The following is a 22,667-nucleotide window of genomic DNA, read 5'->3' on the forward strand; positions in this document are numbered from 1 at the left end:
CCTTGGGCGGGTGGCCGCCGGTCCACAGCAGGGCCAGCACCAGCGAGGTGAACTCGTGGCCCAGGGGCAGGCCGGCAAAGCGCAAGGCGGTGTCGGCGCCTTCACGGCGCAGGGTGAACGAAGGCTTGCGGGCATCCTTGCCGTCGGTCTTCAGGGTGATCTTGTCGGCGCGCAGACCCTGGATGGTCTGCAGCAGATCGAGCATGTCACGCGAGCTCTCGGAGTCACTCAGGGATGCCACGATCTCGAAGGGTTGTTGCACGCGCTCCAGGTAAGCGCCAAGTTGAGCCTTGAGGGTATCGTCCAGCATGGTGGGCATCCTTTTAGTAATGAGACAAAAGTGACTTCGAGAACCGGCCTCCTCTGGGTATCAGCGCGATGAGGCGGCCAGGGTCATCCACCGGCAGGCCTTGTGGGCCTGCTCGGTAGACAGTTTCAACAGTGTGGTGAGGGGCTGCCTCAACACAGGTCAAACCAGGGTTGGATTTAGATCTTGCCGACCAGATCCAGGGAAGGGGTCAGGGCAGCAGCGCCTTCCTTCCACTTGGCGGGGCAGACTTGACCAGGGTTGGCGGCGGTGAACTGGGCAGCCTTCAGCTTGCGCAGGGTTTCCGACACGTCACGAGCGATCTCGTTGGAGTGGATTTCAGCCGTCTTGATGACGCCTTCGGGGTTGATGATGAAGGTGCCACGCAGTGCCAGGCCTTCTTCTTCGATGTGCACATCGAAAGCGCGGGTCAGCTTGTGGGTGGGGTCACCGATCAGGGGGAACTTGGCCTTGCCCACAGCGGCGGAGGTTTCGTGCCACACCTTGTGCGAGAAGTGGGTGTCGGTGGTCACGATGTAGACCTCGGCACCAGCCTTTTCGAATTCGGCGTAGCTGTTCGCAGCGTCTTCGATTTCGGTGGGGCAGTTGAAGGTGAAGGCTGCTGGCATGAAGATCAGCACGGACCACTTGCCCTTCAGGCTTTCTTCCGTCACGGTGATGAACTCACCCTTGCCGCCGCGGTTGACGAAGGCTTCGGTCTTGAATGGCTGTACTTGCGTGTTGATCAGAGACATTTTTCGTTCCTGTTTGGTTAGGTTGTGAAGACAACGGAATGAATCTTAGGCCAGGCAGAGCAATTTGGCGAATTGATTGATCGTATCCATGCAATTACCTTACGCTATTGACCCTCATCGTCGCACATAAGAATGTGAGTGCTCACTTTCACTATAGGCATTGAAAAAGGCGCATGCCTTTCAGCATGCGCCTTGAGTGATCGATTCGAGTCAACTTACTGAATGTAGAACTTGGTGCCGTTGATCGGGGTGTTCGACAAAGGGTTGACCGAGAAGGTGCCCGTCGCTGGCGTCACGGTCTTGCCTGTCGCGACCGGGGTCACTGTGACCGAGGTCACACTGGCTGGCACCGTGCAGACATACAGCCCGGTGGTACCGGTGGTGCATTGCACCGAGGTGTTGGTGGCCGTCACCGTCACACCGCCAGCGGTGTAGGCAGCGCCTGCACTGTTCACCAGCCAGCCAGCCACAACGGTCGAACCGTTGATGCCCAGCGACGTGGTGGTGGACTTGCCCAGCGCCGCCGCAATCGACTTGGTTTGCAACATGCTGGCCACGGTGTTCTCGGTGGTCGAACCACACAGGGCACCGGCACTGGTGCAGGTCAGCACAGGCGAAGAGAACTTCGCCACACGAGGCCGGACATACGACATGACCGTGCCATACGAGCCCGTCACACCCTTGCCGTAACTGTACGAGAAGACGCCCGGTACGGTGGTGTTGGCCGTGTCATGCACATTCCCCAGGGTGTGCCCCAGTTCGTGCGCGAAACTCAGCGACTCGCAGTAGTAGCCACCGTTTTGGCCGTCATTCAAGACCGCGTACATCTGCGATGCAGCAGCAATCTTGTAAGTCGACAGTCCCCTGGCGCCAGCGCCTGGAATGTAGGCCAAACCGCAGGTATTGGTCGAGCCCGTCACGCTGTTATAAGGCGTAAAGAGCACCGTGATCGCTGCACCGGAAGCGGCCTTGGCGGTTTGCACGGCAGCGAAGACGCCCGAACCGCTGCGCAACGCAGGCAGGTTGGTCTGAGGCGTGGTGTCAGCCTGATTCACCAGACTCCACCCCACCACCTTGAACTGGATGCCGGTGCCGCTGTTGGCGTAGGCCGCATTGGCCACCGCCACCAGGTTGGACAGGCGTGTCCGCGCCACCGTTTCGGTGCCCCATTGGTTCACGAACGTGTTGGTGTAGGCCATCTGCAGCGGAATGACGGTGTCCACAGTGCCAGCCGCCAGCGGGGTGGGTACGGAAGTGGTCGTTGTGGTGGTGGTCGTCGTGGTCGTGGCCGTTGCAGCCCCTGTCACGGCGGTGGTGCGTGCTGCCCCCACCACGGCGTCGTCGATCATCTGGTCTTCACCGTTGACGTGTTTCCAGCCGGCAGCCTTGGGGTCCACCAGTTGCGTGCGGCCATTGCGCGTGACGATCTGGTATTCGCCCTGTGCGGTCAGCACCGTCCCGAACACAGCGTCCTTGCTGACGGTGATCAGGCTGGGGTAGGTATTGCCGTCCTGACGGCTGACGCCCGAGACTTGATAGAAGCCCTGCTCATCGGCCTTGGACTTGGTCACCACCACCACTTCGGTCTTGCCATTGGGCAAGGGGAGGGAGATTTCGCTGCCTTCAGGCAGTTGGGCAATCGAGGCAAAGTTGCCGCTGATCTGATAGGCCCCCTTGTCGACCGCAGCCCCCAGCGTGTACGCCTGCCCCGCCACCGAAGCCAGGCTGGCTTCCATGGTTTGACGTGTCAGACCACCCTGATTGCTTTGGCTGAATGCCACTTGACGACCCGCCATCCGGACACCACCCACAAATCCGGCTGCCGTCTGCTTGATGAACACCCGATCGAGCGGGCGGCCATCCACACGGGCATGCCAGTAGGTGTACCCGTCAGCGCCGCGCATGGTGGTTTCCAGCACGATGGTCTGACGACCGAACACCGGGAAGGTGACGGGCATCTTCTCACCGGCCTTCATGGCCATCAGGCGAGCTGAGTCGAGTTGCAGACCGGCATCAGAAGCGGAAACCGCGGGGGCTGCAGTCATGCCGGAGGACTGGGCAGCAGGGTTGATCGCGGCTTGCGCGGAAGTCATCAGCAACACGGAGATGGCTGCTGAGATGCCAGACATACATACGACGGAGCGGGTCATTTTGGGGTCCTCAATCAGGAACAGTGGTGCCTGGTTTTCGGACCGTCCCCAGCTGATTCGGAGTGAATAGTGGGCAACTGAAGCAGACCTGACAAACGCTTACAAAACGCCCGTTTTGAAACAAGTGAAGGGCTGAAAAGTGCGACTTTTGTCAGGCAATTTCCTACACGCGATGTAGCCGCTTCCCGACCTTTCTTACATCTGTTTGCCTATCAAGAAAATTGGCAGGTATTTGCACAATGACTCCATCGACAACGCAAGCGACATCCCGATTAGGAGCACAACATGCAAAACGAACAGATCCTCGCTGAAATCCGCGAAATCAACCTGTCCTACCTGATGCTGGCCCAAAGCCTGATTCGCAGTGACCGTGACCAGGCCCTGTTCCGCCTGGGTCTGTCGGAAGAAGCTGCCGACCGTCTGGCCGCCCTGTCGCCCGCTCAGGTGCTCAAGATTGCATCGAGCAACACCCTGATCTGCCGCATGCGTGTGGACGACGACCTGGTCTGGACCCTGCTGACCAACCACGGCAAGGGCACCGCCGGCAACGACGCCGCCAGCCGCCTGCACGCCTCGATCCTGATGGCCGGCCGCCACCAGGAAGCCGCGTAAGCCGCCCGCACCGCACACCAAACAGACCACCGGAGAGACCATCATGCGCACCAAGAGCCTGTTGACCGAAGCCAAGCAAATCGACCGCGCCATCACCCTCATCAACCTGGGTGCCCGCCTGCAAGTGCTGGAATCGGAAACCGACATGTCTTACGAGCGCCTGCTGCGCCTCTACAAGGAAGTCTCCGGCAAGTCCCCCTCCAAGGGCCAACTGCCCTTCTCGACCGACTGGTTCATGACCTGGCAGCCCAACATCCATGCCAGCCTGTTCATGAACATCCATGAATACCTGAACAAGGCCGCCGAGATGGACGAGATCGACATCGTCATCAAGGCCTACCAGCTTTACCTGGAACAAACCCAGACCCAAGGTCTGGAGCCCCTGCTGTCGGTGACCCGCGCCTGGCGCCTGGTCAAGTTTGTCGACACCGGCATGCTGGCCATGACCAAGTGCAACAAGTGCGGCGGCCACTTCATCACCCACCCGCACGAAATCGCCCGTCATTTCACCTGCGGCCTGTGCAATCCACCCGCCCGCGCTGGCAAGGGCAAGGCCTCCGGCGCCATTCAGATGCACTGATCTTCCTGTTTTCGCTTGCTTGTCTCCTCTCAGGCCCTTCGGGGCCTGTTTTTTTTACAAAAAGATCACGCGCCATCCTGGTGCGACCGCTACGACCGGTCTGCCCGGCACCACAATCCATAGGCACGTTCCGAATTTCCCTGCCCATACCCGTTGAAGATTGGGTTACCTCACATGCCACGCGCGGACCGCCCCGCAGACAGCCGACAGCGCTCACACAGCGGGCTCACCTTGCTGGAATTGCTGATCAGCGTGGCCCTGATCGCGCTCCTGCTCGCCTTGGCGATCCCTGGATATACGCAGTACCGCAACCGCGTCCGCACCGCGCAAGCGGCCAGTGACATTGGCAGCCTGACAAACAGCATCGACCAGTACTACGCCGACCACCATCAGTTACCCGGCACCCTGAGTGACCTGCCATCTGCGCCGACCGCTGACCCCTGGGGCCAGGCTTACGTCTATTACAACGTGTCGGACAACGGCAAAGGCGGTGCCCGCAAAGACAAGGCGCTCAATCCGATCAACAGCGACTACGACCTCTACAGCAAGGGGCCGGACGGCGTGAGCAAGCCCCAGATCAGCCAAAAGGACAGCCTGGACGACATCATCCGGGCAAGCAATGGCCGCTTCATCGGCGTGGCAGCAGATTTCTAGGCACGCATGACATCCCGTGACGGTCGCCTCACCCGACAGCTTTTCACGCTGTTTCTGGCCGTTGCCCTGGTGCCCTTGCTGGTGTCAGGTCTGCTGTCCACCACCGCCATCTCGCAACTGGCCGAGCGACTGCAGCGCGAGCACCTGAACCACACCACCAAGCAGGTCAGCCACCAGGTACTGGATCGCCTGCTGCTGGCCCGCGCAGAACTGGAGGCCGTGCGCCAGACTGGCCGTCCGCCCGCCCAACTACCCCGTGCCTTTGCGCGGCTCAGCTCGACACACCCATCTCTGGCACAGACCTGGCAAGAGGCCGAGCAGGCGCCTGCGCCACGAACGGGCCCCGGCACCAGTCCGATCGCGCACGTGCGGCTGGTTCATGCGCGTCCCGACGGCAACAGTCAGGTCTTGATGGCACTGGGCAATCCCGAGCAGCCCGATCTCATCGGAGAAGTGGATGCTCACTTCCTCTGGGAACCCGTTGCGCTGGAAGAAGACAACGGGCGCTGGCATGTCGAGGATCATGCGCATCATCCCTTGCGAGACAACCCAGGTCCCGTCAACGCCGTCACGTCCGAAAGCCGCCTGTTTCTGGATGCCGAACTCGGCGCAGGGGAATGGACATTCCGCCAGAGCACGGCACTCGCCCCCGCCAACTGGCAAGGCATGTCGCTCCCGGTCTGGCTGACCCTGATTGGCGCCTTGACCCTGCTGGGCATCGCCTTCATCAGCCATGTCCAGATTCGACGCACCCTGGCACCGCTGGCGCAACTGACGGCAGACACCCGGCGCTTGGCTGATGGCGGCCACACCTCGGTCGTACAAGTCAACGATCACAATGAAATCGGTGATCTGGCCGATGCCTTCAATGACATGGCCGCGCGCATCCGAGAGCAATTCCGTGCCCTCAATGGCCTGGCTGCGGTCGACCGAGGCATCCTGGCCGGCAAATCCCCGCATGAGCTTGCACAAGAGGTGCTGACCCACCTCTCGCACTACTACCCAGGCGTCCGCATGATGACGAGCTGGGTGGAAGGGGGCAACACCCTCCTGCACATGCTGGGCCGTGCCAGCTCGAACGACCTGCATTGGCAAGCCCGACAGGTCGCGCTCACACCCGAGCAATGGCGTCGCTACGTCCAAAGTCCGATGCGCGATGAAGACGGCCAAGGCCTGGTCCCGCCTCACCCCTGGCTGGCGTTCGCGCAAGAGCAGCTCTGGCCACACTGCCGGAGTTTTCCTGTGCAGGACGGCGACAAAATCATCGGCCGGATCACCGTGTGCACCGGCGATATCCAGACCACCCCAAACTGGCAACACCTGGAAGGACTGCGCGACCGCCTGTCCGTCGCCTTTGCGACCCGCCGGCGCGAACAAGAGTTGGCATACCGAGCGGTACACGATGGCTTGACGGGTCTGGCCAACCGATATGGCCTGCATGACCATCTGGATCACCAACTGAACCAGCTCGGCAATGGCCATCTGGCCGTGCTCTTCGTCGATCTGGATCACTTCAAGGATGTCAACGACAGTCTGGGCCACGAGGCGGGCGACGAGCTGCTTTGTCTGGCCAGCGAACGGCTGCAAAGCTGCCTGGAGCCTGGCGCCTTGCTCGCCCGGCGCGGGGGGGACGAGTTCGTGCTGGTGCAGCCCGGGGCCGACGAAGCCCACGCCATCCAGCTTGCCGCTCAGGCCGTGACCCTGCTGGCCGCCCCGTTCAACGTCCGGGGACGCTCACTGGTGCTCGGCGGCAGTGTGGGCGTGGCGGTGGCCCCTCAGCACGGTCGCAGCCGGGCAGAACTTCTGCGTTGCGCCGACGTGGCGATGTACCAGGCCAAAGCGCATGGGCGGGGCTGCCACGCGCTGTATGCACAAGACCTTGACGCGCAGTCCCAGGCACGCGTGCGCCTGCAAGCCGAGCTGCGCCAGGCCCTGATCCACCACGAATTGCGCGCCCACTACCAACCACGCGTGAGCAGCCAAGACGGGCAGGTTTACTCGGCGGAAGCACTGGTCCGCTGGCAGCACCCCACGCGTGGCCTGCTGTTACCCGGTCACTTCATCCCGCTGGCAGAAGAAAGCCATCTGATCGAAGACATCGGTTTGTGGATGCTTGATGCCGCATGCCAACAAATGGCCGACTGGCGCGCACAGGGTGTGCCCATGGCCCGGGTTTCTGTCAACGTGTCACCTCGTCAATTGGCAACAGGACAACTGGTCGAACAAGTCCAGGCAGCCCTGCAACGTCATCAGCTGCCAGCCACGTCGCTGGAGCTGGAAGTCACCGAGAGCTTGCTGGTGGGTGACGCCCGTCAGGCCTGCCAACAACTGGCCGCATTGCGCAGCCTGGGCGTGATGATTGCCCTTGACGACTTCGGGACCGGCTATTCTTCACTGGCGATTCTGCGGCAACTGCCGGTCGACATCATGAAGGTTGACCGTGCCTTCGTGAAAGACCTCGACCAGGATGAAGGCGCCCTGGCCGTCACCCAGGCCATCGTCGGGATGGCGCAATCGCTGGGCCTGAACATCGTCGCCGAAGGCATGGAAACAGCAGAGCAGGCTCGGATCCTGATCAAGCTCGGATGCCATGAACTGCAGGGCTTCTACTTCAGTCGTCCGGTCACCAGCGAGACCTTGACCCAAGCGATGCAACACCCTTACACCCTGCCCTGATCGATCACAGCCGGTTCTGCACCCAGCGCTCGATGAGTTGAATGTTGGGGCCGCCTGCCTCCAGGAACGACACCCCCACTTTGAACACGCATTCCGAGGCCACCAAAAAAGCGACCTTGGCTTGCAACACCACCCCTTGGGTCTTGGTGCGGTCGTCCGGATCCGGGACGGCCAGTGCGAGGGTCAAGCGTGTCCCAATGGCAAAGGCATGATCCAGGCGAAGGCAGGCCCCCTGAACCGACACATTCAGGACCCGACCTTCCAGAAAGCTATCGCCCTCGATCAGCACACGGGCGCGCCAAGCCACATTGATGCGCGGCACCAACCGCACATCCTGCTCCATGCCCCACCCTGATGGCGACGACTGCGCCGCACCACTTCCGTACAACTTTTATCCTCAAACGACTCAAAGGCCAGCGTCCTCACACGTGGCCCAGGCACCTTCAAAACCAGATCGATTTCTGTGTAGGGGTCCTGAATGACTCAGATCGGCAGCATCGGGCCATCCTGGCCGGCCACCGCCACGGCGCCACAGCCGCGGGTCTCGTACAGGTCCACACGGTCCACTTGCGGCAGCGTCTTGCGCGCTTCCTTCAGGATCCAGTGCGCCAGCGAGGCCGCATCGCAATCGGCCAGCCCCGGCAACTCGTGCAAGGGGTGGTGATCCAGTGCCTTGAAGATGGGGTTGAAGCGGTCCTTCACATCCCCGAAGTCCACCGTCCAGCCCATCACGGTGTCCAGCGGTGCCGACAGGTGCAGGCGCAAGGTGTAGGTGTGGCCATGGATGTGGCTCAGCGGATCATCGGACGGGGCCTCGCGCAAGAAGAGGGCGCTGTCGAGCGTCAGCTCCTTCCAGATGCGGTAATCGGTGCCATTGAAATTGGCCCCACAGGAACCGGTTTCGTACACCGTCACCCATGACAGTTCGGGCAACACCCCCTTGAGGCGCTGCCACAGCCAGCCCGCCAGCACTTCGCTGGTGGGGTTCTCCAGGCCCTCGATGGCGTTGAGGAACTTGTGGTGCAACTGATAGTGAAAGGGCGCCCAGATGGCATCCAGGTGGTCGTAATCGATGCTGATGTCGCGGCCCCCGGCGTCCTGGTTGGCATGCAGGATCACCTCGAAGCCATGGCCATGCAGGCGGCCACATTTGTGCCCCATGGGCACATTGGGCAGCTTGTGGGCCGACTCGAAGCGGTAACGGCGCCACACATGCGCCTGATCGTGTCGATCCAGGTCCACCCCCTGGTCGGCCGTGCTCTGGATGCCGATCTGCTCCAGCCCGGGCACCTGCAACTGGTCGCGCAACCAGCGCGCCAGGTTTTCATCGGTGGGCAAGGGCAGGACATCGTTGAGCAAACGGTAGTCCAATTGCGCCGTGCACGCCTGCAATTGCGCGGTCAGCGTCTTGACCTCGGCACCGGGATACGGACCCCAGTTGGCGGGCAGGTCGGCCCGGATGCGGGCCATGAAACTGTGGCCGTGCAGACGACGCGCGCGGTGCGCATCGGGCAGCACGCCGACCTGACGGGCGGCCTCAAAGCCGCTGGAAGCAGTGTGCAGGGTGGAAAGGCTCATAGGGCGATATTGGATCACTGATTGCGGCGCATCAGGCGTTCACGTCCACCACCACACGGCCGCGCACCTGCCCCGCCAGCACCTGCGCCCCCGCATCGAGCGCCTGCGACAGCCCGATCGTGTGCGTGATGGCCGCCAGCTTGGTCGGATCCAGATCTTTGGCCAGACGCTGCCAGGCCAGCAGGCGCTCGGCACGCGGGCACATCACGCTGTCGATGCCGGCCAGCGTCACGCCACGCAGGATGAACGGCGCCACCGTGGACGGAAAGTCCATCCCGCCCGCCAGACCGCAGGCGGCCACGGTGCCGCGGTACTTCGTCTGGGCGCACACATTGGCCAGCGTGTGGCTGCCCACCGTGTCCACCGCACCTGCCCACCGCTCCTTGCCCAAGGGCTTGCCGGGGGCCGACAACTCGGCCCGGTCCAGCACAGTGCTGGCCCCCAGCCCCTTCAGGTAATCCGACTCTTGAGGACGGCCGGTCACGGCAGCCACGGTGTAGCCCAGCTTGGCCAGCAAGGCCACGGCCACGCTGCCTACGCCACCGGCCGCACCGGTCACCACCACCTCGCCCTGGTCGGGGCGCACGCCATGGCGCTCCAGCGCCATCACGCACAGCATGGCGGTGTAGCCCGCCGTGCCGATGGCCATCGCCTGCTCAGGGGTAAAGGCCTCCGGCAACGGCACCAGCCACTCGCCTTTCAGGCGGGCACGCTGCGCCAGCCCGCCCCAGTGGGTCTCGCCCACACCCCAGCCATTGAGCACCACCTGGTCGCCCACGCGCCAATCTGGGTCAGACGAGTCCTCAACGGTGCCCACCAGGTCCACCCCGGGCACCATCGGGAACTTGCGCACCACCGGGGACTTGCCGGTGATCGCCAGCCCGTCCTTGTAGTTCAGGGTCGAATACGCCACACGAACGGTCACATTACCTTCGGGCAAGGCGCTGTCATCCAGGTTCTGGAGACCCGCGCGATAGCCTTGGTCGTCTTTCTCAATGAGGATGGCGCGAAAAGTCATGTCCGAATTTCCTTGCATGCAATCGGTGGCACAGATCCTGCGATTCTGGGGCATTCCAGAAATTCGCGCCGATTCCTTGCGATCAAGCAATACCCCCAATCCCCAACACCCCTAGATTTTCAGACTGCCTCGTCTTCACCGACAATGCACGGCTTTCCGAACGTTTCGCCATTTCATAAGATGACAAATCACACCGCGCTCCCCCCTCAAGAAGCCTCTGTTGACGTTCTGCTCGAGAAGTACGCTGAGCCCGGTGAAACCTCCGTCGATGACGTCCGTCGCCGTGTGGCGCGCGGTCTGTCCAAGATGGAAAAGACCCCCGCCGAACAACAGAAGTGGGAAGACGTGTTCTACCAGGCCCAGACCGATCTGGGCGTGGTGATGGGCGGCCGCATCAATGCTGCCGCAGGCCTTGAAGGCACCGCAGCCACCCTGATCAACTGCTTCGTGCAGCCGGTTGGCGACGCCATGATCGGCACCGACGAGGCCATCGGCATCATGGATGCCGCCTCGCAAGCCGCCGAAACCATGCGCCGCGGTGGTGGCGTGGGCTACAACTTCAGCCGCATCCGCCCCAAGGGTGGCTGGGTCAAGAAGACCAACTCCCGCGCTTCCGGCCCTGTGAGCTTCATGAAGGTGTTCGATCAGGTCTGCCAGACCGTCGAATCCGCCGGTGCCCGCCGTGGTGCCCAGATGGGTGTGCTCAATGTGTCGCACCCTGACATCGAAGACTTCATCGTGGCCAAGCGCACGCCCGGCACGCTCAACAACTTCAACGTCTCCGTGGGCGTGGTCAAGGGCTTCATGGACGCCCTGGCCGCTGACGGCGACTGGGAACTGGTCCACGAAGCCCAGCCCCACCCCGAAGTGCCCAACACCTACCAGCGTGACGATGGCATGTGGGTCTACAAGGTGGTGAAGGCCCGCTACCTGTGGGACATCATCATGAAGTCGACCTACGACTTCGCCGAACCCGGTGTGTTGTTCCTCGACCGCATCAACGAAGAAAACAACCTCGGCTATTGCGAAATCATCGAGGCCACCAACCCCTGCGGTGAGCAAGCGCTGCCCGCCTACGGTTGCTGCGACCTGGGTTCGATCAACCTGGTCAGCCACGTTCGCAACGCCTTCGAGCCCAACGCCCGCTTTGACTTTGCCTCGTTCGAGCAAGGCATTGCCGTCGCCGTGCGCATGCTCGACAACGTGCTCGACGCCACCGTATGGCCGCTGAAAGAGCAGGGCACCGAATCGGCCGCCAAGCGCCGCATTGGTCTGGGCTTCCTGGGCCTGGGCGATGCCCTGGTCATGCTGGGTCTTCGCTATGACAGCCCCGAAGGCCGCGAAATGGCCTCGAAGATTTCGGCCACCCTGCGCGATGCGTCTTACACCGCGTCGATCGAGCTGGCCAAAGAGCGTGGTCCCTTCCCGCTGTTCGATGCCGACAAGTACCTGAACACCGGCGCGTTCGCCAAGCGCCTGCCCGAGAAGCTGCGCAAGGAAATACGCAAGCACGGCCTGCGCAACTCGCACCTGCTGTCGATCGCCCCCACCGGCACCATCACCCTGGCCTTCGCCGACAACGCGACCAACGGCATCGAGCCCGCTTTCTCGTGGACCTACAACCGCAAGAAGCGCATGCCCGACGGCGGCCACCGCATCTATGCCGTGGAAGACCACGCCTACCGCGTCTACCTGAGCCGTGGCGGTGACCCCAAGAACCTGCCCGAAGCCTTCGTGTCGGCGCAGGACATGAGCGCCATCGCCCACGTGGAAATGGTGGCGGCCGTGGCCCCGTTCATCGACGCGGCCATCTCCAAGACCATCAACGTCCCGGCCGACTACCCGTTCGAGGACTTTGCCGACCTGTACCTGCAGGCGCACCGCATGGGCCTGAAGGGCATCACCACCTACCGCCCCAACGCCACCCTGGGTGCCGTGCTGTCGGTGGACACGCCCGCTCCGGCCCCTGCCGCAGCGCCCGCAGCCGGTACCGGCCGCAACGACGACGATCCGCTGCGCAAGCAATTCGATTCGCGCCCCATGGGCGACCTCGAAGGCATCACCTCCAAGGTCGAGTACATGACCTTTGAAGGCAAGCAGTCGATCTACGTGACCGTGAACTTCCTGCGCGTGCAAGGCACCATCGATGGCAAGGAAGTCACCATCGAGCGTCCGATCGAGTTCTTCATCCCTGGCGGTCAGACCTCTGACGGCCAACAGTGGATCACGTCGAGCATGCGTCTGCTGTCCATGGTCGGTCAGTCCGGTGGCTCGGTCGCCAAGGCCGTGGGTTCGATGCGCAAGGTGGTGTGGGACAAGGGCCCCGTCCGCTTCGGCGTCGTCGAGCGAGCCGACGGCACCGTGGCACCGCGCTTCCACGACTCCGACGTGGCGGCCATCGGCTTCGCGCTGCAGCAGATCCTGGCCAAGCGTGGCTTCCTGGACGGCGAAGGCAACCAGGTTCCGGCCCTGCAACTGGCCGCCCGCCTGGCTCGCCGTGACGCCGAACTCGGCGGCGCTCACCCTGTGAGCAACGGCGACGAGGCCCCCGCAGCCCCTGCCCCCACCAACGGCAGCAACCCGGTGCCCAACTCGGGCAAGAAGTGCCCTGAGTGTGGCGCCCACGAAATGCACAAAGTAGACGGCTGCATGAAGTGCGCCAACTGCGGTGCCATCGGTAGCTGCGGTTAATCCGTGAAGCCGTGTAAAGCGCACGGCACACGGTGATGCAAAGAGCCGGGAAGGACGTAACATTTGTTTCTTCCCCGCTCTGCGCCAGAGCTTCGCGCTCACCCACGATGACATCCGCCGCATCCCGGAAGCCCCATTGGGCTGTCCAGATGAATCACCTGAACCGATCCGTCTCATGGATCGCGGCGTTCATCGTCATCGGCATCCATTTCCACGAAAAGGGCTACGGCCCCGTGTACTGGATCTGTCTGGCCCTTCACTTCTTGGTCTACCCGCATCTGGTCTACTGGCGCGCACGCCGGGCGGAGCACCAGCTCAAGGCCGAAATCCAGAACCTGCTGTGTGACAACGTGCTCTTTGGCATGTGGGCCATGGCGCTGGGTTTCCCGCTGTGGATCTGCCACACCCTGATCTCGGCCGGCGCACTGAACCTGGCCATTTACCGGGGCGCCAAAGGTGTGTTGCAGGCCTTGCTGGCCGTGTTGGGCGGCGCCGCATTCATCTATGTCATCGGCGCGGCAGGCCCCTTGTCGCTGGACACCTCACCGCTGGTCAGCACCCTGTGCATGTCAGCCATGCTGTTCTACTTGCTGCTGTTTGCACGCAGCATGTATGGGCGCACCGTGCTGTTGAGCGAAACCCGCGTCAAGTTGCGGCGCAGCGAACAAGCACTGCAACGCCAGTTGGAAGCCGTGCAAGCCCTGCAACTGCAGCTGACGGATCAGGCCAATCACGACGCGCTCACCGGGCTCTACAACCGACGCTATCTGGACGACACCCTGCCACGCGAACTGGATCGCTGCGCGCGCGCAGGCAGCCCCATCAGCGTGTTGCTGATCGACCTGGATCACTTCAAATCCATCAACGACACCCATGGCCACGCGGTGGGCGACGAAGTGCTCAAACGTGCTGCCGCCATCCTGCAGCAGCAACTGCGGGCCAGCGACATCTGCTGTCGCTACGGTGGCGAAGAGTTCCTCATGGTTCTGCCCGGCATGGACCTGGACGCCGCACTGACTCGCGCAGAACACTGCCGCCAACTGATGGCCCACCACGCCTGGGATCAAGAGCTGCCTTCGGTGATCCGCGTGACCCTGTCCGTCGGCGTCGCCTGCGCGATGGATGGCGACACCACCCAGGATGCGCTCATCCACCGGGCCGACATGGCGCTTTACCAGGCCAAAGCGGGCGGACGCAATCGCGTGGTGCTGGACACCTCAGGCGCTGACTGAGTGCCAGGCCTGCGCCACCCGCGCATGGGGCGGATGCCGGTCCAGCCACTTCACCAGCGCCACGCAGCCCACAGCCGACAGCACCGCGCCCAGGCCAAACGCCCAGACGTAACCCAGGTGGTCTCCCACCAGCCCGCCGGCCAGCGTGCCAAGGCTCCCCACGGCCACCACCACACTGGCCAGGATGGTGTAGTCCGTGCCGGCATGGTCCGGGTCCGACGCATCCATCATCAAGGCGAACAAGGCCACCGTGGCCATGGTGCCCACCACGCCCTCGATCACCGTGGCTGCCCACAACCAGGGCAGGCCGTCGCCGCCCAGGGCCACGACGATGTACAGGCCAAAAAACAGCGATTGCGCCAGCCCCGTCCACAGCAAGGCGTCACGCCGAGGCACCCGCATCATCCACCAGCCGGACACCGCGGCACCCGCCAGGCAGGCCATCGACCCGACGCCACCTTTCATCAGAGCCAGCGAGGCCTTGTCCACGCCCTGATCTCTCAGGAAGGGGATGACCACGCCACTGACCATCTGGTCCCCAAAACGAAAGCAAAAGATCAGGGCCGCGCAACTGAGCATGCCCGGCGTCATCGCACGATGCAGCCAGCCCCAGGCCAGATGCAGACGCGAGGCACCGGCCGTCGGCGCGACGGGCGCTGGCGAAACAGGGGGGCGCCCGGGCTCTGCCATGCGCCACACCGGCAGCGTGGTGAGTACCAACAACCCCGCCATCACCGTGAACACCACGGGCCAGCTGGTTTGCGCATACAGCCACAGCAGCCCGCCACCGCCCACCACCATGCCCAAGCGGTACGCCCCCACCTGAATGGCATTGGCCAGACCGCGCTCACGCGCCGCCAGCCAGCGCACAGCCAGGCCATCTGTCACGATGTCTTGCGTGGCAGCCAAGGCATTGAACAGCAGCACCGCCGCCAGCAGGGCCACGCTGCCGGGCGCCAGATCGGCCCATGCCAAAGCCAGCGCCAGCCCGATCGACACGCCCTGCAAGCCCAGCAACCAGGTCCGGCGTGCGCCGCGCTGGTCCACCACTGGTGCCCACAAAAACTTCAGCGCCCACGGCAAGGCCAGAAAGTGCAACAGGCTCAAGGCCGTGAGCGACCACCCGGACTCCCGCAACACCGCCGGCAAGACCAGGGTGAAAAAGCCATACGGCAAGCCTTGTGCGGCATACAGGCTGGTCAACAAGGCGAAGCGGTGACGCGGCATGGGCAATCCGAAAATGGCAAACCCGCATGTTGACAGATGTGCGACACCACGCGCATCCGGCTGGAAAGCGCCACTATTGCGCAGTCTGATCACACCCTGACATTGCACATGCCGCAAACAAGGTGGCAAGCTACGCCTTAACGCGCCCCCTGCGGTGCGTCAGCAGGAGGCTCCCATGCGGTGCTCATCGGCGTTCATCCAGACCAGCGCGGCCATCGTGCTGGCCAGTGTGTGCAGCTTGACGCAAGCTGCGATGGTGTCGAACCCAAGCACTCCGCCGCCTCAAACCGCCCGTGTGCAGGCCTTTGCACTGGGACAGCCGCTTTGCGATGCGGCCGCCGTGCCCCATGCGGCACAACTCATCTTCCAGCAGGACGACACCGATGCTGCTCAGGCCCTGGCCCAGCGGTGCAACCGTGAAGGTCAACTCGAAGGGCAAGCGCTCAAGCGCATGGTGGCTGTGCGCATTCAGGCCTTGCTGGCCATGCAATGGCGCGATCTGGAAGCCCTGCAAGAGATGGGGCGCGCCTTGATCGATCAACGGGTGGTGCCAGAGTATGTGGCCGATGGTCACATGAGTCTGGCTTTCGTCTGTCTGGCCAACGGGGATGCCCTGTGCGCACGCCCCCACCTTGAACAGGCCCGCCAGATCTTTTCCAGTCTGGACGTGCCTCACGCGCTGGATCAACTGGTGACCCTGGAGCAAGCGCTGCTGCCGCTGGAAGCGGGTGAATCGCCTCCTTGATCCCCGTGCACTCAGAGCTGGGTCAGTTGCCCGCGCGTATCGAGCAGCAGGCGATGAATCGCCTCGGCCGTGATCGGTCGCGAGAAGAGATAGCCCTGGAACTCATCACAGCCCTGGAAGCGCAAGAAGTCGAACTGGGCGGGATTCTCCACCCCCTCGGCCACCACCGTCTTGCGCAAACTTTTGCCCAGAGACACCACGGCGCGCGCAATCATCGCGGCATCTTCCCGGGTCTCGATGTCCACCACCAAAGAGCGGTCGATCTTGATCGTGTCCAAGGGATAGTGACGCAGGTAGGACAGCGCGGAATAGCCCGTGCCAAAGTCATCCATCGCCAATGACACGCCCAGCTCTTTGAACGCCTTGAGGATGTACTGCGCGCGCTGCTGGTCGTGCAGGAAGATGCTCTCGGTGATCTCCAGCTCCACCTGCTCGGGCAAGACACCTTCGGTGTCGATCCAGCTGTGCACCCGGTCCACGATCTGACGATCCATGAACAGCTTGGGCGACAGGTTGACGGCCACCGGCAGCACGCGCCCACGCACACGAGGCCACGTGGCGGCGGCGGCAAAGGCTTGCCGTGCAATCACCTCGGTGAGTTGCATGATCAGCCCGCTTTCCTCCGCCACCGGAATGAAGCGGTCGGGCGAGATGGCGCCCATCTCCGGATGCTGCCAGCGCGCCAGCGCTTCGACCCCGACGATGCGGCGCAAGTGGTCCACCTTGGGCTGGAAGTTGACGCTGAATTCGCCTTGCTCCAGCCCCAGTCGCATGGCGGCTTCCAAGTGCATGCGCTCGCTGGCCACCGCATTGAACTCGGGGGTGAAAAACTTGTAGTTGTTCTTGCCATGCCCCTTGGCGGCATACATGGCCACGTCGGCGTGCTTGAGCAGGGTCTCGGCATCGCGCCCGTCTTGCGGGTACAGCGCCACGCCCATGCTGGCGCCCACCTGCAGTTCGCGTCCGCCCAGCATGATGGGCTGCCCGATGAGGTCCACCATGCGCTCCAACAGCGAAATCACCGTGTCTGGCGTCTGGTGTTCGTTGAGCACCAGCACGAACTCATCGCCCCCCTGGCGCGCCACCGTGTCGGCGCTGCGCAAATGGGTGCTCAGGCGGCGCCCCATTTCGACCAGCAACTCATCGCCCGCAGCGTGGCCCAGGGTGTCGTTGATGAACTTGAAGTTGTCCAGATCGATGAACACCACGGCCATCATCTGCTCGTGGCGGTCCGCGTGGAAGATGGCCTGACTGAGGCGATCGTTGAGCAGGTTGCGGTTGGGCAAGCCCGTCAACTGATCGTGATTGGCCTGACGCTCCAGCTCTTCCTGGTAGCGCTTGCGCTCGGTGATGTCGTGCACCGTGCCTTCGTAGCAAATGATGCGCCCTTGCGCATCGCGCACGGCCCGGGCGTTTTCTGAAATCCAGATGCGCGAACCATCACGGCGGTACACCTCAGACTCGAAGTCTTCGACCTTGCCCTGCGTTTCCATCAACTCGACGAACAGCGTGCGCTGCGCGGGGTCCACATACAGGCCATGCCCGATGTCGGACAGGTTGCTGATCAGGGCTTCCGGGCTTTCAAAACCATACATTCGAGCCAGCGCCAGGTTGGCAGCCAGATAGCCTTCTTCCTTGGACGACTGGAAGATGCCTTCCGAAGCGTGCTCAAAAATGTGGCGATAGCGCTGCTCGGCCTGTGCCAGCGCCATGATGGTGGCGCGGCGCTCGGTCACGTCCTCCACGAAGCCTTCGATCACCGGCCGCCCACGCTCGTCAGCCACCACGATGCCGCGCTCGGCCACCCAACGCACCTGTCCGGTGCGTGTCACGATGCGGTACTGCACGTCAAAGCGCCGCCCCACCGCAAAGTGGGCCGTGATGCGGGTGCGGACCGGTCCCCGGTCATCCGGGTGCGTCATGCGCTCCCAGGTGATCGAGCCCCCGGGCAACAACTCTTCAGGGTAGTAACCCGTCAGGTCATGACAGCCCTGACTCACAAAAATCATCGACCACTCGCTGTCGTTGAGGCAGCGGTAGGCCATGCCCTGCAGGTTGTGCACCAGGTTGTCCAGAATGCGGGCCTGATCTACCTGCGAGGCCGAGGTATTCAGGCCGGCGCCACGGGCTGCCAGCAATTCACTCATATCCATCGAACCAGTCACATACAACAAGCAGGGCGCCAGTAGCTTTCGCTAACAGGCGCCCTGCTTGCATCATTTTGGTGCACTCACCCGCAGGCAAGCGCGCTATGGTGGGATGGGAAGCAAATGCAATGCCAGCGCTCGACTCACTTCGCCAAAGGCAAGGTGTATGCCGTCAAGGCTTGCGGGAACTTCAGCAGCCAGATCCGTGTGTGACGATCAATTTCATTGCCACGGGCGACGCGCACGCCGGTCACGCCAGTTGGGCAATCGGTGCTGCTCCCGGCATTGGTGATGACGCCGCTGGCACTGACTTCACACTTGGTCGGGTCACCGGCCACTTCCTTGCCATCGGCATCGGTCAGGATGGTGCGCAAGCCAAAGTCGTTGTCATTGATGATGGCCAGCGTGTTGGCATCCACCAAGGCCAGACCTTCGGCCTTCTCGGCCTTCCAGCCTGCGGCATTGAGGTCCAGCAACAAGGTCTTCTTCAGCTTGACCACATTGGCCCAGGTGGTGCCCACGGTGGTTGTCCCGTCGATGCTGTTTTGCTCCAGCTCGTAGCCCAGCGAAGCAATGTTGGTCGCATCTGCGGGGATCTCCACCAGCATCAGGAAGTTGCGCACGGCGCCGGTGCTGTCCGCCCCTTGCTCGATGACGATGAACTTGCCATTGCTCAGCGCCAGGACATCACCCAACTTGGCGCTGCCCGTGCGATTGCGGTCCCAGGTCTGGCCCGCCACCGCATAGTTGAGCGGGTAGGCGTAGAGCTTGGAGGTTTCAGCACTGGGGTCGAACTCGATCCAGCGGGTGAACTGGGCGTAGTCCTTCACGTTGACCTTGTCCGTCTTGCTGCCATCGCCGTTGAGGTCATTGGCATCGGTGGCCTTGACGCTCTTGCCCTTGACCATGGGGTCGATCGGACTTTGCAGGAAGCCATGCAACTTGCCATCGGCCGCCAGGGTCAGGCCCTCCATGCCACGGTTGGCGCGTCGGTACTTGAGCACGTCAGGCAGATCGGCTGCGCCCGTGCCGGGCTGGTAGCGCTTGTCGATCACACCCGTGGTGGCGTTGATCTTGACGATGAAGGGGCCGTACTCGTCGGACGACCAGAACAAATTGCGGGTCTTGTCAAACACCAGGCTCTCGGTGTCGAGGCCATTGGGGTCCAGTGCGCCCTTGGTGGCGTCATACGCCAGGGTGTCGCTCAGCGGCGTTTCCAGGCTGCTGCCGACGCTGGTGAACGGCAGCGGACGACCGCTGATGCGCGTGTTGGCATCCGACTTCAAAGGCATCAGCGACGTGAGCACCGCGCCCTTGGCATTGATGCGGATGACACCGATCGACGGCGTGAAGCTGGGCGCGGGGAACATCTTGGTCAAGCCCACCACGCTGTTGACCGGATCGGGTGCATTGGGGCTGTCGCCATTGGGGCCGCGGTCGGTGATGCCCCAGAACTCCAGGCTACCATCTGCCGCCACGCCCTTGAAAGCCAGGCCCGACCCCACTGCCGGGAAGAAGCCATTGGGGAAGTCCTTTTTGGCCGCCGCGTTGCTGCCTTCATACGGCACATAAAACGAGGGATCAGCCTGCAACTGGTACTTGGTGATGGCCACCGTGCCGCCGGTGCTGTCGGTGCCGCTGGCCGTGCTGCCCTTGCCCAGCAAGCTGGCCAGGGTGGACTCATAGTGCTCCACCGCACCAGCGCGGCGATCTTCATTGATCTCGCGCGCCTTGTAAGACTGGTCGTACGCATCCTTCACATCCGGCAGCAAGGCCGTGAAGGTGGTGGCAAAAGTGGCGGTGTCGGCCGCAAAGTCAATGCTCTTGCCTTGCAACGCCGCCACGACATCGGCCTTGATGCGGATGCCGTTGGTGGGATCGTCGTCGTCGTCCAGGGTCTGCAAGAAAACCAGACGGTTTTGCACATCGGCTGCAGCCAACGTGTTGGTGCCCGCCAGATCCGACACGCTGATGAGGCCATTGCAGCGAACCTTGCCCAGGTTGACGCCACCCACGGTGAATGTGATGGTGTCCCCGGCTTTGCACTGCAAGGAACCGTCGGCGCCGGTTGTGCCGCTCAGGCCTGAGGGGCTGGCCGCGTACTTGACGCCCTCGACCGCACTGTCAAGCAAACGGGCATTGGTCACAGGGGTGTCGCTGTCGCCACCACCGCAGGCAGCCAGCACCAAGGGCAAGGTGCCCAACATCCAGAAGCGCTTGTCACTCATCTCGGTACATCCTTGGAACGCCCAACTTGGGCAAACCGCAGCACCTTAGAAACGGATCGTGACAAGGTTGTGAAGACGCGTGAAGCGCTACCGCGCCAGACGCCGCTCAGGTCCGCTGCTTCACCATCTGGATGGCATCAAACGGACACGCCTGCACGCATTGCACACACACCGTGCAGCCCTGCGGGGTATGCAGCACCGACTGCTTCGGCCCCCAGGCGTGAGGCCCCTCGACCGCCAGCCACAGCACCTTGGGCTCACACACCGCCACGCAACGTCCACAGCCCGTACAGCGGGCCGGGTCGATGACGGGAAGGGCTGGTGGCCAAGGCATGCCCGTCACCCCGATGTCAGGCGCCCTCGGCCTTGGTGGCGTTGCCCCGCGCCTGCTCGACAGGGTACTTGCGGGCGTTGATGACCATCTTGCGCTGGGCCGCGGCCACCAGGTCCACGTCCAGCGCGTTGCCCAGTTGCACGAGGTACAGCAGCACGTCGGCCATTTCCATGGCGACGGCTTCCTTCGTGTCAGCGGGCAAGTGGCGGCTTTGGTCTTCGGTCAGCCACTGAAAGGGCTCGAGCAACTCCCCGGCTTCGACCACCAGTGCCGAGGCCAGGTTTTTGGGTGAATGAAAGGGCCCCCATTCACGCGCATCGGCAAACTGCTGCAGCGCCTGGGCCAATTGGTCAAGAGAGTCACTCATAGGCGCATCCTAGCGCCTCATTTGATAAGGTGTCGCCCTTCTCAGCAAAGGCCTCTCTCCATGACCCAAGCCCACACCGACACCCCGCGGCGCAATTCGCCCGGCCAGGTGTTGTTTGCCAGCCTGATTGGCACCACCGTCGAGTTCTTCGACTTCTACATCTACGCCACCGCCGCCGTGCTGGTGTTCCCCAAGGCGTTCTTCCCCTCGTCGGACCCCACGGCTGCCATGCTGCAGTCGCTCATCACCTTTGCGCTGGCCTTCTTTGCCCGCCCGGTGGGGTCGGCCGTGTTTGGCCACTTTGGTGACCGCATTGGCCGCAAGGCCACGCTGGTGGGCGCACTGCTGACCATGGGTCTGTCGACCGTGGCCATCGGCCTGCTGCCCACGTACGAAACGCTGGGCACCACCGCGGCACTGCTGCTGGCCCTGTGCCGCTTTGGTCAGGGCTTTGGCCTGGGCGGTGAATGGGGCGGGGCCGTGTTGCTCGCCACCGAAAACGCGCCCCCCGGCAAGCGCGCCTGGTACGGCATGTTCCCGCAGTTGGGTGCCCCCATCGGCTTTTTCATGTCGGGCGGCATCTTCCTGCTGTTGGGCAAGACGCTGAGCGAGGCCGAGTTCTTCAGCTGGGGCTGGCGCGTGCCCTTCCTGGCCAGCGCCGTGCTGGTGTTTGTGGGCCTGTATGTGCGCCTGAACATCACGGAAACACCCGTCTTCCAGAAGACGCTGGAAGAAGACAAGCGGGTCAAGGTGCCCGTGCTGACCGTGTTCCGCGACCACACCCGTGCGCTGATTCTGGGCACGCTGGGCGCCATGGCCACCTTCGTGCTGTTCTACCTGATGACCGTGTTCGCACTGGGTTGGGGGACCACGGCGCTGAAGTTCGTGCGGACCGACTTCCTGTACATCCAGCTGTTTGCGGTGCTGTTCTTCGGGCTGGGCATTCCGCTGTCGGCGGTGCTGGCGGACCGTCATGGCCGTCGCATCACCCTGATCCTGGTCTCGGCGGCCATTGCGCTGGCCGGTTTCCTGATGGCGCCCATGTTCGGCTCGGGCAGCACGGTGCTGGTCACGGCTTACCTGTCGCTGGGCATGTTCCTGATGGGCATGACCTACGGCCCGCTGGGCACGCTGCTGTCGGAAATGTTCCCGACCGCCGTGCGCTACACCGGCTCGTCCATGACCTTCAACTTTGCCGGGATTCTGGGTGCCTCGCTGGCCCCCTATCTGGCCACCACCCTGGCCACCAAGTTTGGCCTGGCCTCGGTCGGCTGGTACCTGACCCTGGCGGCCAGCATCACGCTGGTGGCACTGGTGCTGTCACGCCCGGTGCATGACAGTGCGTTTGAGCACTGAACACGCAGTG

Annotated in this window: 18 protein-coding genes and 1 pseudogene; 8 read left to right on the top strand and 11 right to left on the bottom strand. The window is 63.0% G+C overall.

Annotation, left to right across the window (positions count from 1 at the left end; all coding sequences use genetic code 11):
• From ACOYNB_RS00005 to ACOYNB_RS00015, 3 genes and pseudogenes are all read right to left on the bottom strand, one after another.
• A pseudogene (locus ACOYNB_RS00005) lies at positions 1 to 310 on the bottom strand (alkyl hydroperoxide reductase subunit F); the annotation flags it as partial.
• 176 nt (positions 311 to 486) lie between these two features.
• Positions 487 to 1,062 (bottom strand): alkyl hydroperoxide reductase subunit C, encoded by a 576-nt coding sequence (gene ahpC / locus ACOYNB_RS00010; RefSeq protein ID WP_422837059.1) that lies wholly within the window; start codon positions 1,060 to 1,062, stop codon positions 487 to 489.
• A 215-nt stretch (positions 1,063 to 1,277) separates the two neighbouring features.
• Positions 1,278 to 3,191 (bottom strand): reprolysin-like metallopeptidase, encoded by a 1,914-nt coding sequence (locus ACOYNB_RS00015; RefSeq protein WP_422837060.1) that lies wholly within the window; start codon positions 3,189 to 3,191, stop codon positions 1,278 to 1,280.
• Positions 3,192 to 3,497: 306 nt separating this feature from the next.
• On the opposite strand from ACOYNB_RS00015, the gene flhD reads away from it, so the two are divergent.
• The 4 genes from flhD (at position 3,498) to ACOYNB_RS00035 (ending at position 7,734) form a co-directional block, all read left to right on the top strand.
• Positions 3,498 to 3,824: a flagellar transcriptional regulator FlhD gene (gene flhD, locus ACOYNB_RS00020; RefSeq protein WP_422837061.1), complete on the top strand. Its 327-nt coding sequence runs from the start codon at positions 3,498 to 3,500 to the stop codon at positions 3,822 to 3,824.
• Positions 3,825 to 3,867: 43 nt separating this feature from the next.
• Positions 3,868 to 4,404: a flagellar transcriptional regulator FlhC gene (gene flhC / locus ACOYNB_RS00025; protein ID WP_374256644.1), complete on the top strand. Its 537-nt coding sequence runs from the start codon at positions 3,868 to 3,870 to the stop codon at positions 4,402 to 4,404.
• 174 nt (positions 4,405 to 4,578) lie between these two features.
• A complete protein-coding gene (locus ACOYNB_RS00030) occupies positions 4,579 to 5,058 on the top strand; it encodes a type IV pilin protein (protein ID WP_422837062.1) in 480 nt (159 codons plus the stop codon).
• A 6-nt stretch (positions 5,059 to 5,064) separates the two neighbouring features.
• Positions 5,065 to 7,734 carry a putative bifunctional diguanylate cyclase/phosphodiesterase gene (locus tag ACOYNB_RS00035; RefSeq protein WP_422837063.1) on the top strand — a complete coding sequence of 890 codons (2,670 nt, stop codon included), beginning with the start codon at positions 5,065 to 5,067 and terminating at the stop codon, positions 7,732 to 7,734.
• Between the two features lie 4 nt (positions 7,735 to 7,738).
• Here the strand turns inward: ACOYNB_RS00035 and ACOYNB_RS00040 are convergent, their stop codons facing one another.
• From ACOYNB_RS00040 to ACOYNB_RS00050, 3 genes are all read right to left on the bottom strand, one after another.
• Positions 7,739 to 8,122, bottom strand: a complete 384-nt coding sequence (locus tag ACOYNB_RS00040) for a PilZ domain-containing protein (protein ID WP_422837064.1) — start codon at positions 8,120 to 8,122, stop codon at positions 7,739 to 7,741.
• 95 nt (positions 8,123 to 8,217) lie between these two features.
• Positions 8,218 to 9,312 carry a 6-carboxytetrahydropterin synthase gene (locus ACOYNB_RS00045; RefSeq protein WP_422837065.1) on the bottom strand — a complete coding sequence of 365 codons (1,095 nt, stop codon included), beginning with the start codon at positions 9,310 to 9,312 and terminating at the stop codon, positions 8,218 to 8,220.
• Between the two features lie 31 nt (positions 9,313 to 9,343).
• Entirely contained in the window at positions 9,344 to 10,330 is a 987-nt protein-coding gene (locus ACOYNB_RS00050; protein ID WP_422837066.1) for an MDR family oxidoreductase, read from the bottom strand.
• A gap of 180 nt (positions 10,331 to 10,510) precedes the next feature.
• Between ACOYNB_RS00050 and ACOYNB_RS00055 the strand changes: the two genes are divergently transcribed.
• Both ACOYNB_RS00055 and ACOYNB_RS00060 read left to right on the top strand, forming a co-directional pair.
• Positions 10,511 to 13,021: an adenosylcobalamin-dependent ribonucleoside-diphosphate reductase gene (locus tag ACOYNB_RS00055; RefSeq protein WP_422837067.1), complete on the top strand. Its 2,511-nt coding sequence runs from the start codon at positions 10,511 to 10,513 to the stop codon at positions 13,019 to 13,021.
• Between the two features lie 149 nt (positions 13,022 to 13,170).
• Positions 13,171 to 14,253, top strand: a complete 1,083-nt coding sequence (locus ACOYNB_RS00060) for a diguanylate cyclase (RefSeq protein ID WP_422837068.1) — start codon at positions 13,171 to 13,173, stop codon at positions 14,251 to 14,253.
• Here ACOYNB_RS00060 and ACOYNB_RS00065 read toward each other — a convergent pair.
• Positions 14,239 to 15,480, bottom strand: coding sequence for an MFS transporter (locus ACOYNB_RS00065; protein WP_422837069.1), 1,242 nt, complete (start codon positions 15,478 to 15,480; stop codon positions 14,239 to 14,241). The genes ACOYNB_RS00060 and ACOYNB_RS00065 overlap by 15 nt on opposite strands.
• Positions 15,481 to 15,655: 175 nt before the next feature.
• On the opposite strand from ACOYNB_RS00065, the gene ACOYNB_RS00070 reads away from it, so the two are divergent.
• Positions 15,656 to 16,225 carry a hypothetical protein gene (locus tag ACOYNB_RS00070; RefSeq protein WP_422837070.1) on the top strand — a complete coding sequence of 190 codons (570 nt, stop codon included), beginning with the start codon at positions 15,656 to 15,658 and terminating at the stop codon, positions 16,223 to 16,225.
• 11 nt (positions 16,226 to 16,236) lie between these two features.
• On the opposite strand, the gene ACOYNB_RS00075 is transcribed toward ACOYNB_RS00070, so the two are convergent.
• The 4 genes from ACOYNB_RS00075 to ACOYNB_RS00090 form a co-directional block, all read right to left on the bottom strand.
• Positions 16,237 to 18,372 carry a putative bifunctional diguanylate cyclase/phosphodiesterase gene (locus ACOYNB_RS00075; RefSeq protein WP_422837071.1) on the bottom strand — a complete coding sequence of 712 codons (2,136 nt, stop codon included), beginning with the start codon at positions 18,370 to 18,372 and terminating at the stop codon, positions 16,237 to 16,239.
• 143 nt (positions 18,373 to 18,515) lie between these two features.
• A complete protein-coding gene (locus ACOYNB_RS00080) occupies positions 18,516 to 20,600 on the bottom strand; it encodes an esterase-like activity of phytase family protein (protein ID WP_422837072.1) in 2,085 nt (694 codons plus the stop codon).
• Between the two features lie 106 nt (positions 20,601 to 20,706).
• Positions 20,707 to 20,934, bottom strand: a complete 228-nt coding sequence (locus ACOYNB_RS00085) for an ATP-binding protein (protein ID WP_422837073.1) — start codon at positions 20,932 to 20,934, stop codon at positions 20,707 to 20,709.
• A gap of 16 nt (positions 20,935 to 20,950) precedes the next feature.
• Positions 20,951 to 21,301 carry a nucleotide pyrophosphohydrolase gene (locus ACOYNB_RS00090; RefSeq protein ID WP_422837074.1) on the bottom strand — a complete coding sequence of 117 codons (351 nt, stop codon included), beginning with the start codon at positions 21,299 to 21,301 and terminating at the stop codon, positions 20,951 to 20,953.
• Positions 21,302 to 21,361: 60 nt separating this feature from the next.
• Between ACOYNB_RS00090 and ACOYNB_RS00095 the strand changes: the two genes are divergently transcribed.
• Positions 21,362 to 22,657, top strand: a complete 1,296-nt coding sequence (locus ACOYNB_RS00095; protein ID WP_420817590.1) for an MFS transporter — start codon at positions 21,362 to 21,364, stop codon at positions 22,655 to 22,657.
• Positions 22,658 to 22,667: the final 10 nt, after the last annotated feature.

Origin of the sequence: Aquabacterium sp. (genome assembly GCF_049317225.1) — a bacterium.
In the GTDB taxonomy this organism is placed as follows: Bacteria; Pseudomonadota; Gammaproteobacteria; order Burkholderiales; family Burkholderiaceae_C; genus Aquabacterium.

Bases quoted from the DNA above. Each gene is read 5' to 3' on its own strand.
- ACOYNB_RS00035 (WP_422837063.1), top strand. From the start codon at position 5,065: ATGACATCCCGTGACGGTCGCCTCACCCGACAGCTTTTCACGCTGTTT.
- ACOYNB_RS00060 (WP_422837068.1), top strand. From the start codon at position 13,171: ATGAATCACCTGAACCGATCCGTCTCATGGATCGCGGCGTTCATCGTC.
- ahpC (WP_422837059.1), bottom strand. From the start codon at position 1,062: ATGTCTCTGATCAACACGCAAGTACAGCCATTCAAGACCGAAGCCTTC.
- ACOYNB_RS00045 (WP_422837065.1), bottom strand. From the start codon at position 9,312: ATGAGCCTTTCCACCCTGCACACTGCTTCCAGCGGCTTTGAGGCCGCC.
- ACOYNB_RS00090 (WP_422837074.1), bottom strand. From the start codon at position 21,301: ATGAGTGACTCTCTTGACCAATTGGCCCAGGCGCTGCAGCAGTTTGCC.
- ACOYNB_RS00050 (WP_422837066.1), bottom strand. From the start codon at position 10,330: ATGACTTTTCGCGCCATCCTCATTGAGAAAGACGACCAAGGCTATCGC.
- ACOYNB_RS00065 (WP_422837069.1), bottom strand. From the start codon at position 15,480: ATGCCGCGTCACCGCTTCGCCTTGTTGACCAGCCTGTATGCCGCACAA.
- ACOYNB_RS00015 (WP_422837060.1), bottom strand. From the start codon at position 3,191: ATGTCTGGCATCTCAGCAGCCATCTCCGTGTTGCTGATGACTTCCGCG.
- ACOYNB_RS00070 (WP_422837070.1), top strand. From the start codon at position 15,656: ATGCGGTGCTCATCGGCGTTCATCCAGACCAGCGCGGCCATCGTGCTG.
- ACOYNB_RS00080 (WP_422837072.1), bottom strand. From the start codon at position 20,600: ATGAGTGACAAGCGCTTCTGGATGTTGGGCACCTTGCCCTTGGTGCTG.
- flhC (WP_374256644.1), top strand. From the start codon at position 3,868: ATGCGCACCAAGAGCCTGTTGACCGAAGCCAAGCAAATCGACCGCGCC.
- ACOYNB_RS00055 (WP_422837067.1), top strand. From the start codon at position 10,511: ATGACAAATCACACCGCGCTCCCCCCTCAAGAAGCCTCTGTTGACGTT.
- flhD (WP_422837061.1), top strand. From the start codon at position 3,498: ATGCAAAACGAACAGATCCTCGCTGAAATCCGCGAAATCAACCTGTCC.
- ACOYNB_RS00085 (WP_422837073.1), bottom strand. From the start codon at position 20,934: ATGCCTTGGCCACCAGCCCTTCCCGTCATCGACCCGGCCCGCTGTACG.
- ACOYNB_RS00075 (WP_422837071.1), bottom strand. From the start codon at position 18,372: ATGAGTGAATTGCTGGCAGCCCGTGGCGCCGGCCTGAATACCTCGGCC.
- ACOYNB_RS00095 (WP_420817590.1), top strand. From the start codon at position 21,362: ATGACCCAAGCCCACACCGACACCCCGCGGCGCAATTCGCCCGGCCAG.
- ACOYNB_RS00030 (WP_422837062.1), top strand. From the start codon at position 4,579: ATGCCACGCGCGGACCGCCCCGCAGACAGCCGACAGCGCTCACACAGC.